Raw genomic sequence first — 12,807 nt, 5'->3', positions numbered from 1 at the left:
AAGCGCGCCGTCGCCCGCTTCGGCCAGGACAATGCTGTCGCCCACCCTCATCCGGCCAACGGCGCGCGCACCGCGGCCTGATAAGGCCCCTGATACCGTCTGCCGTCAGTTGACGTTGGCGGCGGTTTGAAACAGCGTGATCGCCGCCGGCCCAAGCCAGGTGGCGAGCGAACCGCCGCACAGCATCCCGGCCAGGAAAATCACCGCAGCCATCGCTAACTGACGTTTGTTGCCGGCCGGCTTGCGGTCCGGCGCATCCGGATCGCCGTCCAGGCCCGAACCGGGCTTGGCGTTTCCGATCCCGGTGGTATCAGCGTCGGGATCGACGGTTACGGACGTGAATTCCGGCTTTCCCAGCGTTTCGGTTATCGTCTGCGTCACCGCGTCGAAAGAAAAATCGGCGTCGGGCAATCGGCGCTGGCGATGGATCCGGCCCAGCAGTTCGGCGGTCAGGAAGATGTAGTCCTGGGTCGAATGGGTGCCGCGGTTGAACAACGTGGAGGGTGCCCGCTTGACTTCCGCCTTCAGGATCTCCGGATCGAACCGGATCCGGTTGCGGTAGGTCAGCCCGGAGAACTGGCTGTTGAGGTCCTTCAGCGTCTGCTGGTCGCGCCGCGTTCCCTCGAACAGCGAGATTAGGATGCCGTTGACCACCAGTCCGGGGCTGAGGCCGCCGCGCAGCGCGTTGACAGTTTCGACCGTCCGCTGCACGCCCTGGATCGAGAAGGCACCCGATGTCGTCGGGATTAGCACGCTGTCGGCCGCGATCAGGGCGCTCAGCGAGAGCAGGCCCATCGCGGGAGGGCAGTCGATCACGACGAAGTCGAAGCGGTCTTCCGAGAAGGTCAGGTAGCGCTTGAGGCCGTGGTTCGGCCGGACGCGGTCGTCCAGGCCGGTTTCCAGCAAAGTCAGTGCCCGTGTCGACGGGATGATCCACAGGTTCTGGACGACCGTTTCGTGCAGCGCATCCTCGATCACCGCCTGCTTGCGGATGACGTCCACAAGGTTGGGCGATGCGCCGGTACGCGACAGGACGGTGGTGCTGCTCTGCTGCGGATCGATATCGACCAGAAGGCAGCGATATCCGGCCGCAGCCAGACACACCGACAGGTTGAGCGATACCGTCGTCTTGCCCACGCCGCCCTTGTGATTGTAGATGGCGATCGTGTGCGTCGGGCTGATACGGGTCGGAGCGTTTGGGCTCGAAGTCATCAACTGGGGTCCGGAAGAGAGCTGTCCAAGACAAGGGGGTCGGCGACAAGGTCGGCTGGCAGGGTGCCGGCCAAAGGTTTAGACCTTGTTGGCGGATCGGGCAATCTCCAGCCGAACGATTTACCTATAAAGTCACCGATTGTTGCACCGTCACTCGGCTTGAGCCTTTCTGGGCATGAAACCGCGCGCCGGATTGTATCCGTAGACGGCAGCCCCCAGGAACACGGCCAGCGCCAGCGCGGTCCAGCCCAGCGATTCCCAGTTCACTCCGGCATAAAGCGCGAAGCGAATCAGTTCGACTGCGTGGGTGAACGGATTGACCGAGCAGATCTGGAACAGCAAGACGCTTGATTCCTGCATCTTCCACAGCGGATAGAGCGCCGACGACAGGAAGAAGGTCGGGAAGATCACGAAGTTCATGACGCCCGCGAAGTTCTCCAACTGCCGGATCGTGGACGACAGCAGCATGCCGACGGCTCCCAGCATCAGACCGCTCAGGACCAGGGCCGGCAGCACCGTCAGGAACCCTATCGGCGGCAGGTCGATCCCGAAGGCGAGCGCTATCAGCAGAAACGCATAGACCTGGAGGATCGATACGGCGGTCCCCGCCAGCAGCTTCGACGTCAGCAGGAACCAGCGGGGCAGGGGACTGACCAGCAGCGTTCTCATGCTGCCCATCTCGCGGTCGTAGACCATCGACAGCGAGCTTTGCATGCCGTTGAAGAGCTGGATCATCCCGACCAGACCCGGAATGATGTAGGTCTCGTAGGTGATGTAGGTCTCGTAGGGCGGGATGATCGATACGCCGAGCGCCGCCCGGAAGCCCGCCGCGAACACCAGCAGCCAGACCAAGGGGCGCACCAGCGCCGCCAGGAAGCGCTCCCGCTGATGCAGGAAGCGCAGCACTTCGCGCGTCACGATTCCGTTCAGGGCACGGCCGTAGTGAAGGGCGCTCATGCCGCCACCTGATTGATCAGGCGGTGGAAGGTCTGCGTCAGGTTGGCGGACGAGTTGTTCTGGTTGACCTCCGCCACGCTGCCGTCGGCCAGGATGCGGCCCTTGTGGATCACGACCACGCGGTCGTCGGGATAGACCTCGTCGATCAGGTGGGTCGCCCACAGCACCGCCATGCCCTGGGTGCGGCACAGGTCATGGACATGCTCGACGATGCCGCGCCGGGCGGGGACGTCGAGGCCGACGGTCGGCTCGTCCAGCACCAGCAGGTCGGGGCGGTGAAGGAGCGCGCGGGCCAGCTCCACCCGGCGGCGGTGGCCGCCGTTCAGCTGACGGACCTTCTCCTTGTCGCGCTCGCCCATGTCGAGCCGTTCCAGCGCCTCGTCGATGCGGTCGGCGGCGTCGCGCCGGCCGATGCCGTGGAGGGAGGCGAAGTAGTGCAGGTTCTGGCGGACGGTCAAGTCCAGGTCCAGCGTCGGCTGCTGGAACACGACGCCCATATGGGCAAGCGCCTTTGTCGGGCGCTCCCGCAGGTTGATCCCGCAGACGCTGATCTTGCCGCGGGGAGCCTCGAACAGCCGCGTGATCAGCGAGAACAGCGTCGTCTTGCCGGCCCCGTTGGGGCCGAGCAGAGCCGTGAACTCCCCCTGGCCGATCCGGAACGAGATGTCCTCAATAGCGAAGCCACGGCCGTAACCGTAGCTGAGCCCGTCGATTTCCAATGCCGATTCGGTCATCTATCCCTTGCGTTTCCCGCCGCATCATATCCGGGGGGCCGTCTGGCGAGCCCTTTCCGTCGAACGGCCGGCTTATCCCTTTATGGCGATGCCCCAGGGATAACGGCCGACCGGGATCGACTTTATCACGGTCATCGTGTCGATATCGATCACCGATACGTCATTGCTGACGCCGTTGGACGTGAACAGGCGCTTCTGGTCCGGCGTGAACTCCAGATGCCAGACCCGGCGACCGACCAGCAGGTACTTCTCGACCTCGAAAGTCTGAGCATTGACTACAGCCACGTGGTTGGCGGGACCCAGCGCCACGAAGGCGTAGCGGCCGTCGTCGCTCAGCTTGACGCCGACCGGCTGGATCTTGTCCTTGGCTATGCCCTTGATATTGAACTGGACCGTGCGCTCGACCTTGTGGGTGGCCGTGTCGATGACCGAAACGGTGCCGCCGATCTCAGCCGAAACCCAGAGCTTCTTGCCCGTCTTATCGAACTCGGCGTGACGCGGACGGCTGTCCACCAGGGTATTGTCGACCAGCACCCGTTTGTCGGTGTCGATCCAGTGGACCATGTTGGTGGTTTCGGACGTGTTGACCGCCCAGGTGCCGTCGGGACTGACGGCCATGCCTTCCGGCTCCACGCCGACGTCGATCTGATAGGCGACCTTGCGGGCCGGGACATCGACCACGGTCACGACGTTGCTGTCCTCGTTGGCGATGAACAGGTGACTGCCGTCCGGGTGCAGGGCGAACTGCTCGGGGTCCTCGCCGGAAGGAAGGTTGTTGAGGATCTTGCCCGTCGCCGTGTCCATCACCTGGACCGTATCGTCGTCGCTGGCGCAGATATAGAGCAGAGAACCGTCGGCGTTCAGGGTGATGCCGCGCGGGCGTTTTCCGACCTTGATGGTCTTCGTGACCTTGAGCGTCTGGGCGTCGATGACGCTCAGCGAGTTGTCCTTCTCGTTGGAGACGAACACGGTCTGGGCCGCCGCCGGAGCCGTCAGCGCCAGAAGGACGATTGCTGCCGGCAGCATCCGCTTTACCATATCGGTGTTTCTCCCCTGAATTGGATCGTCGGAATGTTTCGCCTTGAGGGTCACAAGGTATCGGCGATGGTCTTCCGTGACGCATTAGACTTTGGAACCATGCTGCGCCGGACCCGGCATTTCGTGAAAATTTCCTTTGTTTTCTGTTGCTTGAACGAATTTTCCTCTGGCTGGCTGCTACCATAGTCCAATTAGAGTAAACGCGGCGTCTGCGTATCATCCGGCGCAAAGAAGCGATCAACGCTGTTTGCAAAAGGAACCCGCCCATGAACGTCCGGTTTATCCGACTTTCCGCCGCCGCCCTCATCGTCGGCGGGATTGCCGCTATATCTTCCGGCGTTTTTCCGGTCCCTGCCTTCGCTCATGGCGACGTGACCCCCCAGGCGGTCGATACCACCGGCCTGGAGCCGCTGGGCAAGGACTGGAAGGAGAGCAATCCCTACCGGGGCAACGAGCGCGCGATCGAGATCGGCAAATCCGCCTTCAACCAGAACTGCGCCCGCTGCCACGGCCTTGGCGCCGTGTCCGGCGGCATTGCCCCCGACCTGCGCTTCCTGGAGCCGGGCGACGGCGGCGACGAGTGGTTCAAGGAGCGGGTGCGCAACGGCGCCATCCGCAACGGCATCACCTATATGCCCAAGTTCGACGAAGCGCTGGGGCAGGAAGCCCTGTGGACCATTCGCGCATGGCTTGAGACCGTTGCCGAGCAATGAGTAGAGGTACGCTCCATCGCTTGCTTCTGGCCGCCGTCCTGATCGTGGCGGCCACGCTTCCGGGGTTCGCCGTATCGCTGGACACCGTTATGGAGCGCGGCGTCGTGCGCTTCGCGGTCTACCGCGACTTCCCGCCGTTCTCGCACCGCGTCGGCGGCACTCTTGAGGGCGCCGACGTCGATCTCGCCAAGGCGATCGGCGAAAAGATGGGCCTGGGCGTCGAGTTCATGGAGCTGACGGCCGACGAGAACATGGACGACGACCTCCGGAATGCCGTCTGGAAGGGCTCCATCCTTGGCGGCGGCGTGGCTGATGTCATGATGCATGTGCCGGTCAACCGCGACTTTGCCCAGCGCAACGACCTTGTCGTGATCTTCGGGGCCTATCAGCGGGAGACTTTCGCCGTCGCCCGCGATCCCTCCCGGATTTCCGACACCGCCGGATTCCCGGTGTTCCAGACCGAAAAGGTCGGGGTGGAACTGGATACCGTGCCCGACTTCTTCCTGTCCGGCGCCTTCGGCGGGCGGTTGCAAGCGAATATCGTGCATTACGGCACGGTCGAGCAGGCAGTGGACGGGTTGCGGGCGGGTTCGGTCGCGGCGGTCTTCGCGCCGCTCAGCCAATTGGAAGGAGCGCTGGGGCCTGACAAGGCCAAGTTCCCGATCGGCAGGATGGCGGCCCCGAACCTCAACCCGTCGGAATGGCGGATCGGCATGGCGGTCAAGCAGGACGGCCACGATCTGGCGTACCGGATCGGCGACATCGTGACCGAGTTGCTGGATGGTGGTACCATAAAAGCGATATACGACCGGCACGGGCTGACCCACAGCGCTCCGGTAGAATAAGAAGAGTCACTTTCAGGGGAGGCTTCGTGTGATCAGGATTGCCGGCTTGGCGCTTGTCATGGCCCTATCGGCCGCACCGGCCGTTGCGGATCCGGACCCGCTCAGGTCCGTGATGTGGGACGATATGCGGGCGGTGATCCTGGGCGGTGGCGCCGTGGTGTTCGACCAGCGCGTCCGGGTCACGGCTCCCGCCAGTGCCGAGGACGCGCTGAACGTGCCGGTAATGGTGGACGCGTCGTCCCTGGACGCTGAGAGCAAGGTCGAGGAGATCGTCGTCTTCGCCGACATGAACCCGATCCCACGAATCCTGAACTATCGCCCGGCCAGCGCCAAGCCGGTGATCGGCCTGCGGCTCAAGCTTCAGCAGGCGACGCCGATCCGCGCCGCCGCCCGCACCGTCGACGGCGTCTGGCATGTCGGCGGGGTCTTCGTCGACGCGGCGGGCGGCGGCTGCACATCTCCGGCCCTGGCCCACGGTGATCCCCAGTGGGAGCGCCACCTGGGCGAGGTCCAGGCGCGGGCCTGGGCGCCGGGCGCCGATGGCGGCGTTCGGGTCCGGTTCCGCGTCCGGCATCCGATGGATACCGGGCTGGCGCCGGGCATTCCCGCCTTCTATCTGGAAAGCCTGATGGTCCGGGACGGCGACGCGCGCGACCTTGGGCGGATCGACCTGTTCGAGCCCGTTTCGGAAAATCCCATATTCACGCTGGAGGTTTCTCCCTCGGCCGAGTCCAGGTCGCTCCGTCTGACCGGGAGGGACAACAACGGCACGCCCATCCTGGCCGAGGTCCCCTTGCCCTGGCGGCAGAGCGCCCTGCCATGAGGCTTATCCTCGCTTTCGTGCTCTGCGTCGCCTGGGCTCTGCCCGGATGGGCCGCCGGTCCGACATATCGCCTGGAACCGCGCCGGATTGCGCCGGACACCTATGTCTTCGAGGGTGCCGTCGAGCACTTCACCCTGGAGAACGGCGGCAACATCCTGAATACCGGCTTCATCGTGACGGATGAGGGCGTGATCGTGATCCAGACCGGGCCGTCCCGCCGCTATGGCGAGGAGATGAGGGCCGCCATCGCGAAGGTGACCGGCAAGCCCATCCTGAAAGTCTTCGTCAGCAACCAGCATCCCGACTACTTCCTGGGATCGCAGGCTTTCGCCGATGTCCCGATCGCGGCGCTGCCGGGCACGATCGACGGCATCCGCACCGAAGGACGCGCCGTGACGGAAAACATGTACCGGCTGGTCGGCGACTGGATGCGCGGCACGGATGCCGTGGTCCCCACCGAAGCGGTGCTCCCGGCGACGCAAGTGTATGGTGGCCACCGGCTGCGGCTGATCTCCCTGTCCGGCCATACCCAGGCGGACCTTGCGATCTACGACGAGACGACGCGTGTGCTGTTCGCCGGTGGGCTGGTGTTTTCCGACCGGGCGCCGACCACGCCGCATGCCGACATTCCGCGCTGGCTGGAGTCGCTGGATGGGCTGGCCGCCCTGGACGTGGCGGTCCTGGTTCCCAACCACGGCACCATCCGTTCCGGCGGTTCCGCCATATCTCAGACCCGCGACTACCTGGACTGGCTGACGGCGACGCTGAGCCGGGCAGCGGAGGGCGGTCTGGACATGACGGAGGTCATGGCGCTCGGCATACCTGCACGCTTTTCGTCGCTTGCTGTCGTCCAGGAGGAATTCATCCGATCGGTTGCCCACCTATATCCAAAAATAGAACAGTCTGTCTTGATAAAAATTAACTGATGAAACGAATATCCCAGTAATCCTGCGGCGATGGGCCGGCGGGAGTTCTTGTGTTGTCTAAGAAAACCTCCGCCGAAGCATTGTACTTTTTGCCAATTGCTTGATTTGATGGCGGAGTTAAGCTCGCCTTCGTTAAGGAAAAACAGGCGGCCCGTTCGGGAGGATTTGGCATTGCCAAATCAACCGCGGGGCCTGCCGGCTCTTCGACGGCGAGCATGAAACAAAACCAGCATCGGCGAACCGGCGCCACGCTTGGCCAGATCTTGAGGGAGGCTGCTGAATGAAGCGTACTTTTGCGAAACTCGCCGTTATGGGCGCTGTCGCGGGCGGGTTAGCGGTTGCAGCGCCGGGTGGCGCCGCCCAGGCGGCCGGCGGCCCGACCGACCAGGACATCCTGAAGGATGCCGAGACTCCGGGCGACATCCTGACCTATGGCATGGGCACCCAGGGCCAGCGTCACAGCACGCTGAAGGCGATCAACCCCGATACGGTCAAGAAGCTGGCGCCGGTATGGGCGTTCTCGTTCGGCGGCGAAAAGCAGCGCGGCCAGGAATCCCAGCCCATCGTCCATGACGGCACGATCTACGTGACCGGCTCCTATTCCCGCCTTTTCGCGATCGATGCCCGGACCGGCGACAAGAAGTGGCAATACGACGCCCGCCTTCCCGAAGGCATCATGCCGTGCTGCGACGTGGTGAACCGGGGCGCCGCCATCCGTGGCGACAAGGTTTATTTCGGTACGCTCGACGCCCGCCTCGTGGCGCTCAACAAGGACACCGGCAAGGTCGTCTGGAACAAGAAGGTCGCCGATTATCAGGCCGGCTTCTCTATGACCGCCGCCCCGCTGATCGTCGACGGCAAGATCATCACCGGCAATTCCGGCGGTGAGTTCGGCGTGGTCGGCGCCGTCGAGGCGCGCGATGCCGAGACCGGCGAGCTTGTCTGGAGCCGCCCGACGGTCGAAGGCAACATGGGCACGCTGAACGGCAAGGAAAGCACGATGACGGGCACGAAGAACGCTTCGTGGCCGGGCGATCTGTGGCAGACCGGCGGCGGCGCCACCTGGCTGGGCGGCACCTACGACCCGGAGACCAAGTCGCTCTTCTTCGGCACCGGCAACCCGGCCCCGTGGAACAGCCATCTGCGTCCCGGCGACAACCTCTACACGTCCTCGACCCTGGCTATCAATCCGGACAACGGCGAGATCAAGTGGCACTTCCAGACCACGCCTCATGACGGCTGGGACTTCGACGGCGTCAACGAGTTCATCTCGTTCGACCTGAAGAAGGACGGCAAGGTCATCAAGGCGGGCGCCAAGGCCGACCGCAACGGCTTCTTCTTCGTGATCGACCGGACCAACGGCAAGCTGCTGAACGCGACCCCGTTCGTCACCGAAACCTCCTGGGCCAAGGGCTTCGACCTGAACACAGGCCGGCCGATCTACAACGAGGACAAGCGTCCGCCCAACCCGGTGGATGGCGGCGGCGCCTCGGCCGGCCAGGGCAAGCCGATCTTCGCGGCTCCCAGCTTCCTCGGCGGCAAGAACTGGATGCCGATGGCATACAGCCCCGACACCGATCTGTTCTACGTCCCGGCCAACGAGTGGGGCATGGACATCTGGAACGAGGCGATCACCTACAAGAAGGGTGCGGCCTATCTCGGCGCCGGCTTCACCATCAAGCCGCTGTTCGAGGACTATATCGGCGCCCTTCGCGCGATCGATCCGAAGACCGGCAAGATCGTGTGGGAATACAAGAACCCCGCTCCGCTCTGGGGCGGCGTGCTGACCACCGCCGGCAATCTCGTCTTCACCGGCACCCCGGAAGGCTACCTGAAGGCCTTCGACGCCAAGACGGGCGCCGAGCTTTGGAAGTTCAACACCGGCTCCGGCATCGTCGGCTCCCCCGTCACCTGGGAGATGGACGGCGAGCAGTATGTGTCGATCGTTTCCGGCTGGGGCGGCGCCGTCCCGCTGTGGGGCGGCGAAGTCGCCAAGAAGGTCAAGGACATCAACCAGGGCGGCATGCTCTGGACCTACAAGCTGCCCAAGACCTGAATGCTGGCGGCCGGGTTCGTTTCTTGCCCGGCAACTTTCAGAAAAACTCGGGGCCGGTCACCGCCGGCCCCGTTTCGCTGTCGGAACCCTGCTGTTGTGACGAGTTCGATCTTGCATCGGAACGGAACCCGACGCACACTCCCGTCCGGGAAACGCCGCTACAACGAGCGCAAATAACCGCCATGTGCAAGGTTTTGATTGCGGATGATCATCCGCTCTTCAGGGACGCCCTCAAGACCGCGCTTGCGGTTTCCGTCGAGGGAAGCAATCCGGTCGAAGCATCGAACCTCGATGAGGCGATCGCTGCGATTCGCAGCCATGGCGATTTCGATCTGGCGCTGCTCGACCTGTCGATGCCCGGCGTCAACGGCTTCAGCGGGCTGCTGAGTCTCCGCGCCCAGTTTCCGGCACTCCCCGTCGTCATCGTATCCGCCCACGAGGACGCCAAGCTGGTCCATCAGGCATTGGATTACGGCGCCATCGGCTTCATCCCCAAATCCACCCCGCGCGAAGGCATCGCCGAGGCGTTGCGCAGCGTCATCGCCGGCAACGTCTATATCCCGCCCAACATGGCGAAGGACGACGCGGCAACCGGGGCCGACAGCCGCGACGAGGACGCCGAGATCGCGCGCCGCATCGCGACGCTGACCGCCCAGCAGCTTCGCGTGCTGGAAATGCTCGGCACCGGCAAGTTGAACAAGGAAATCGCGTTCGAACTCAACATTGCCGAAACGACGGTCAAGGCGCATGTTTCCGCAATCCTCCAGAAGCTGAAGGTCTACAGCCGCACCCAGGCGGTCGTCTTCGCCTCGCGTCTCCACTTCGACAGTTTTCAGAGCGCGCGCTGACAGCTGCCGGCTTCGAGAGCGGTCGCCCGCTTGGCACGCTGTCTGGCGGCAAGCCTGGGGAGCGGGGAGACTTCGCTGCCGGGCGCCCGCTCCGGATCGAGGTCGAGCGGCGTCGTCCAGACCTTGGCAAGCCGCGCGCGGATCTCGGCCCGTGCGAGATCTTCGAGCAGGATCCTGCTGCTCGAGGCATCGGGAAAAGGATTGTAGCGCGTACCGCTCAGGCTGAAGTCGGCGAACAGTTCGATCGAGTGGCCGACATCGACTACGATCAGGAAAGGCGGCCAACCTTCCCAAGGGGGCAGGGCACGGGCATAAGTCTGCGCCTGGATGCACGCTTCCCGCATCGTCCGTTCCCAATGCGCTCCGCCCCGCACGGCCATGCCCCTCCTCGTCCGCGTCGTGGACGGAGCGGCGGCGGGCGGGTGGTCGCATCCCTGCTTGGCTTCCAGGACGAAGCATCCGCGCTTGTAGAGATCGATGCGGCCGGTGCTGACCGCACCATAGGCACGCGGATAGATCACGGTGCGTTCGAAGACATACAGGTTGAGCCGATCGTCGTTGCGGGTCGGATCGGGGCGTGCGACGCCGATGAGATCGCAGAGTTCCAGCAGAAAAGGTTGGCAGTTCGCGCGTTCCGCCGCGCCGGAGTCTCTCCAGCGTTCGATAAACATATCGGACGGATTGATGGTCCTCGCAGACGCAAGATTCATGAGAAAACCCACGGTGATGATTCACCGCAAAATACGTTCGTATTCACACGAAGGCAATTTTATGAACATAGGTGCGACAGTATTGTTTGTTTAGTTAGTATTCTATTCCAAGAATCCTGTTCGGGTGCTTACAGCACATTTAAAATCAAAATAGAGCACTGTATCATTGGTTGAAGTAAGTATCCGCGTATTCACGAAAGTTCTTCATTTGTTTTTATGGTCCTGTTTTGTGCTGCCGGCCTCCATGCTCGGCTGGCTGCGACTCCGTTTGGATGGTCAAGTCAGGGAGAGATACGCACCTTCAACCGAACTAGATTGCGTGTCCAACCGGTCTTGCAGCCTTCCATGGTGATCCGCGTCATATAGATGTAGGCCTCGTCATCGGTATCCTCGAAGTTCCGGGACGGGCTGTCCGGATCGATCAGGGACGGATAGACCACCGGCAGCGTATCGCAGCCCTTGTCCAGGGTGGTCGGGGTCGGGAACAGCAGGCTCGGTGCCGTCCAGGAGATCAGGTCGGGACTGGTCGCATAATAGACGCCATCGACCGGATCGGTTCCGGGACCAGTCTTTCCGCGATGGGTGAACAGGCCGATATAGAGACCGGAGGGGCGATGGAGGCTCAGGCTCGCCATCAGGCGGGTCAGGCCGGGTACTGGCGTACAGGTGGCGGCCCTGTCCGCGGCTGCCTGCGGAGCGCGGTAGGGATCGACGAACCCAACGGTGAAATCCCGGCCGTCCCAGCCGCGCCAGCGTGCCGGATCGTCAAGGCGGTCGGTCCGCATCAGGCAGACGCCGGCGCGCTGGCCGCCCTGCGGTGCCGCCGTCATCATCGTATAGAAATAGTCGCCGCGCCTGACGATGTTGGACGGGTTGAACAGTCCGCTGCGCTTGCCGCGTGTCGGATCGTAGCGGTAGGGGACGCCGGCGACGAAGCGCTCCGGTCCAGGAGGAGCCTTGAAACTGCGGCCTCCGTCGATCGAGACGGCGTAGGTGATCGTATTGTACCAGCAGTCCATATATTGGCCGGAGGGGCACAGTGCAGGGCGCTTATGGCCGTGGAACTCGTTGTGGACGAGGGCATGGACGGTCTTGCCGTCCAGCGTATAGGTGCTGACGATCCAGCCCCGGTCGTCGAAGGCGCTGGGGTCGTCGTTGCCGCTTCCCTCGAAGACGATGTCGCAGGGATGATGCAGGCTGTCCAGGGTGGCGCCGGCCATAGCCCGGTTGGTCCAATGGCTGGAGATGAGGCGGATCGAACCGTCGGCCGTCCGGAATGCGCGCGCAGGCACGTCGGGCACGTCGAACTTCTCGCAGGCGTCCCGTGCATGGTCGAAGACGACCTCCGGTTCCGCTCCCGGCGGTATCGTCAGTGTCAGGGCGCCGGCGAAGGAGGACGGTGAGTCGGCGAGAAGGAGTGCTGCTGTTCCGCAGATCCGGGCCAGTCGCTTGAGCATCGGACGTCTCCGCTGGTGAGATGATCCCAGAGAAGACCGGTTTGGTTATCAAGCTGTTAACTTGAGACTAAGTGGCTATTGCCCTTCAAATTCGTCTCAACCGGTCGTCGGCAGCCCGGCGTCCCAGGATGGCGTGCCCTTGAAGTAATCGGCCAGGAAATCGACGAAGCTGCGCACCTTGGGCGATAGGTTGCGGGCGTGCGGATAGACGGCATAGGCGGTCGGCCCATGCATCGCGTATTCCGGCAGCACCTCAACCAGTTCGCCCGTACGCAGGGCATCGCCGACGATGAAGGTAGGCTGCCGGACGATGCCCTGACCGGCTATGGCTGCCGCCATCAGGGCATGGCCGTTGTTCGCGGTCATGGTCCCGCTGACGCGCACTGAGACTTCACCGCCGTCTGGACCGACCAGCACCCAGTCGAGCGGGGTGGGGGCATAGACGTAGAGCAGGCAGTTATGGCTGCAGAGGTCCGTGGGGACCTTGG

At 63.6% G+C, this 12,807-nt stretch carries 14 protein-coding genes; 6 read left to right on the top strand and 8 right to left on the bottom strand.

Annotation, left to right across the window (positions count from 1 at the left end):
* Positions 1-105: 105 nt before the first annotated feature.
* From AC5JJ6_RS21580 to AC5JJ6_RS21565, 4 genes are all read right to left on the bottom strand, one after another.
* On the bottom strand, positions 106-1,212 hold the full coding sequence (locus AC5JJ6_RS21580) for a ParA family protein (protein ID WP_496044035.1): 1,107 nt from the start codon (positions 1,210-1,212) through the stop codon (positions 106-108).
* Positions 1,213-1,362: 150 nt separating this feature from the next.
* Positions 1,363-2,169: an ABC transporter permease gene (locus AC5JJ6_RS21575; RefSeq protein WP_496044034.1), complete on the bottom strand. Its 807-nt coding sequence runs from the start codon at positions 2,167-2,169 to the stop codon at positions 1,363-1,365.
* Positions 2,166-2,903 (bottom strand): ABC transporter ATP-binding protein, encoded by a 738-nt coding sequence (locus tag AC5JJ6_RS21570; protein WP_496044033.1) that lies wholly within the window; start codon positions 2,901-2,903, stop codon positions 2,166-2,168. The genes AC5JJ6_RS21575 and AC5JJ6_RS21570 overlap by 4 nt, the downstream gene beginning before the upstream one ends.
* Before the next feature lie 72 nt (positions 2,904-2,975).
* Entirely contained in the window at positions 2,976-3,941 is a 966-nt protein-coding gene (locus tag AC5JJ6_RS21565; protein WP_496044032.1) for a YVTN family beta-propeller repeat protein, read from the bottom strand.
* A 266-nt stretch (positions 3,942-4,207) separates the two neighbouring features.
* On the opposite strand from AC5JJ6_RS21565, the gene pedF reads away from it, so the two are divergent.
* From pedF to AC5JJ6_RS21545, 4 genes are read left to right on the top strand one after another with little or no spacing between them, the layout of a single operon-like run.
* Complete coding sequence (pedF, locus tag AC5JJ6_RS21560) at positions 4,208-4,654, top strand: cytochrome c-550 PedF (protein WP_496044031.1); 447 nt, start codon at positions 4,208-4,210, stop codon at positions 4,652-4,654.
* Positions 4,651-5,499 carry a substrate-binding periplasmic protein gene (locus AC5JJ6_RS21555; protein WP_496044030.1) on the top strand — a complete coding sequence of 283 codons (849 nt, stop codon included), beginning with the start codon at positions 4,651-4,653 and terminating at the stop codon, positions 5,497-5,499. The genes pedF and AC5JJ6_RS21555 overlap by 4 nt, the downstream gene beginning before the upstream one ends.
* A gap of 28 nt (positions 5,500-5,527) precedes the next feature.
* A complete protein-coding gene (locus AC5JJ6_RS21550) occupies positions 5,528-6,322 on the top strand; it encodes a quinoprotein dehydrogenase-associated SoxYZ-like carrier (protein WP_496044029.1) in 795 nt (264 codons plus the stop codon).
* Positions 6,319-7,248 carry a quinoprotein relay system zinc metallohydrolase 1 gene (locus tag AC5JJ6_RS21545; RefSeq protein ID WP_496044028.1) on the top strand — a complete coding sequence of 310 codons (930 nt, stop codon included), beginning with the start codon at positions 6,319-6,321 and terminating at the stop codon, positions 7,246-7,248. Before AC5JJ6_RS21550 ends, AC5JJ6_RS21545 begins: the two co-directional genes overlap by 4 nt.
* Here the strand turns inward: AC5JJ6_RS21545 and AC5JJ6_RS21540 are convergent.
* Positions 7,241-7,465, bottom strand: a complete 225-nt coding sequence (locus AC5JJ6_RS21540; protein ID WP_496044027.1) for a hypothetical protein — start codon at positions 7,463-7,465, stop codon at positions 7,241-7,243. The two genes, AC5JJ6_RS21545 and AC5JJ6_RS21540, sit on opposite strands and share 8 nt — an antisense overlap.
* Positions 7,466-7,528: 63 nt before the next feature.
* Here AC5JJ6_RS21540 and AC5JJ6_RS21535 point away from each other — a divergent pair, with 63 nt between their 5' ends.
* Together AC5JJ6_RS21535 and AC5JJ6_RS21530 are read left to right on the top strand one after the other, a co-directional pair.
* Positions 7,529-9,304, top strand: coding sequence for a methanol/ethanol family PQQ-dependent dehydrogenase (locus tag AC5JJ6_RS21535; RefSeq protein WP_496044026.1), 1,776 nt, complete (start codon positions 7,529-7,531; stop codon positions 9,302-9,304).
* A 182-nt stretch (positions 9,305-9,486) separates the two neighbouring features.
* A complete protein-coding gene (locus AC5JJ6_RS21530) occupies positions 9,487-10,152 on the top strand; it encodes a response regulator (RefSeq protein WP_186818083.1) in 666 nt (221 codons plus the stop codon).
* On the opposite strand, the gene AC5JJ6_RS21525 is transcribed toward AC5JJ6_RS21530, so the two are convergent.
* From AC5JJ6_RS21525 to AC5JJ6_RS21515, 3 genes are all read right to left on the bottom strand, one after another.
* The gene (locus AC5JJ6_RS21525) at positions 10,137-10,823 is read right to left on the bottom strand and encodes a type IIL restriction-modification enzyme MmeI (RefSeq protein ID WP_496044025.1); all 687 of its coding nucleotides are present in this window, start codon (positions 10,821-10,823) and stop codon (positions 10,137-10,139) included. The genes AC5JJ6_RS21530 and AC5JJ6_RS21525 overlap by 16 nt on opposite strands.
* Positions 10,824-11,143: 320 nt before the next feature.
* Positions 11,144-12,319 (bottom strand): glycoside hydrolase family 183 protein, encoded by a 1,176-nt coding sequence (locus AC5JJ6_RS21520; protein WP_496044024.1) that lies wholly within the window; start codon positions 12,317-12,319, stop codon positions 11,144-11,146.
* 96 nt (positions 12,320-12,415) lie between these two features.
* Positions 12,416-12,807: substrate binding domain-containing protein (locus tag AC5JJ6_RS21515; RefSeq protein WP_496044023.1), on the bottom strand; the 392-nt coding region annotated here is incomplete at its 5' end.

The sequence above is a fragment of the Skermanella sp. genome (genome assembly GCF_059503625.1).
This window is presented reverse-complemented; position numbering and strand designations above follow the sequence as displayed.

What these genes read in the sequence shown, in the direction of transcription:
- AC5JJ6_RS21580 (WP_496044035.1), bottom strand. Translation starts at nt 1,212, where the DNA reads ATGACTTCGAGCCCAAACGCTCCGACCCGTATCAGCCCGACGCACACG.
- AC5JJ6_RS21575 (WP_496044034.1), bottom strand. Translation starts at nt 2,169, where the DNA reads ATGAGCGCCCTTCACTACGGCCGTGCCCTGAACGGAATCGTGACGCGC.
- AC5JJ6_RS21570 (WP_496044033.1), bottom strand. Translation starts at nt 2,903, where the DNA reads ATGACCGAATCGGCATTGGAAATCGACGGGCTCAGCTACGGTTACGGC.
- AC5JJ6_RS21565 (WP_496044032.1), bottom strand. Translation starts at nt 3,941, where the DNA reads ATGGTAAAGCGGATGCTGCCGGCAGCAATCGTCCTTCTGGCGCTGACG.
- pedF (WP_496044031.1), top strand. Translation starts at nt 4,208, where the DNA reads ATGAACGTCCGGTTTATCCGACTTTCCGCCGCCGCCCTCATCGTCGGC.
- AC5JJ6_RS21555 (WP_496044030.1), top strand. Translation starts at nt 4,651, where the DNA reads ATGAGTAGAGGTACGCTCCATCGCTTGCTTCTGGCCGCCGTCCTGATC.
- AC5JJ6_RS21545 (WP_496044028.1), top strand. Translation starts at nt 6,319, where the DNA reads ATGAGGCTTATCCTCGCTTTCGTGCTCTGCGTCGCCTGGGCTCTGCCC.
- AC5JJ6_RS21540 (WP_496044027.1), bottom strand. Translation starts at nt 7,465, where the DNA reads ATGCTCGCCGTCGAAGAGCCGGCAGGCCCCGCGGTTGATTTGGCAATG.
- AC5JJ6_RS21535 (WP_496044026.1), top strand. Translation starts at nt 7,529, where the DNA reads ATGAAGCGTACTTTTGCGAAACTCGCCGTTATGGGCGCTGTCGCGGGC.
- AC5JJ6_RS21530 (WP_186818083.1), top strand. Translation starts at nt 9,487, where the DNA reads ATGTGCAAGGTTTTGATTGCGGATGATCATCCGCTCTTCAGGGACGCC.
- AC5JJ6_RS21525 (WP_496044025.1), bottom strand. Translation starts at nt 10,823, where the DNA reads ATGTTTATCGAACGCTGGAGAGACTCCGGCGCGGCGGAACGCGCGAAC.
- AC5JJ6_RS21520 (WP_496044024.1), bottom strand. Translation starts at nt 12,319, where the DNA reads ATGCTCAAGCGACTGGCCCGGATCTGCGGAACAGCAGCACTCCTTCTC.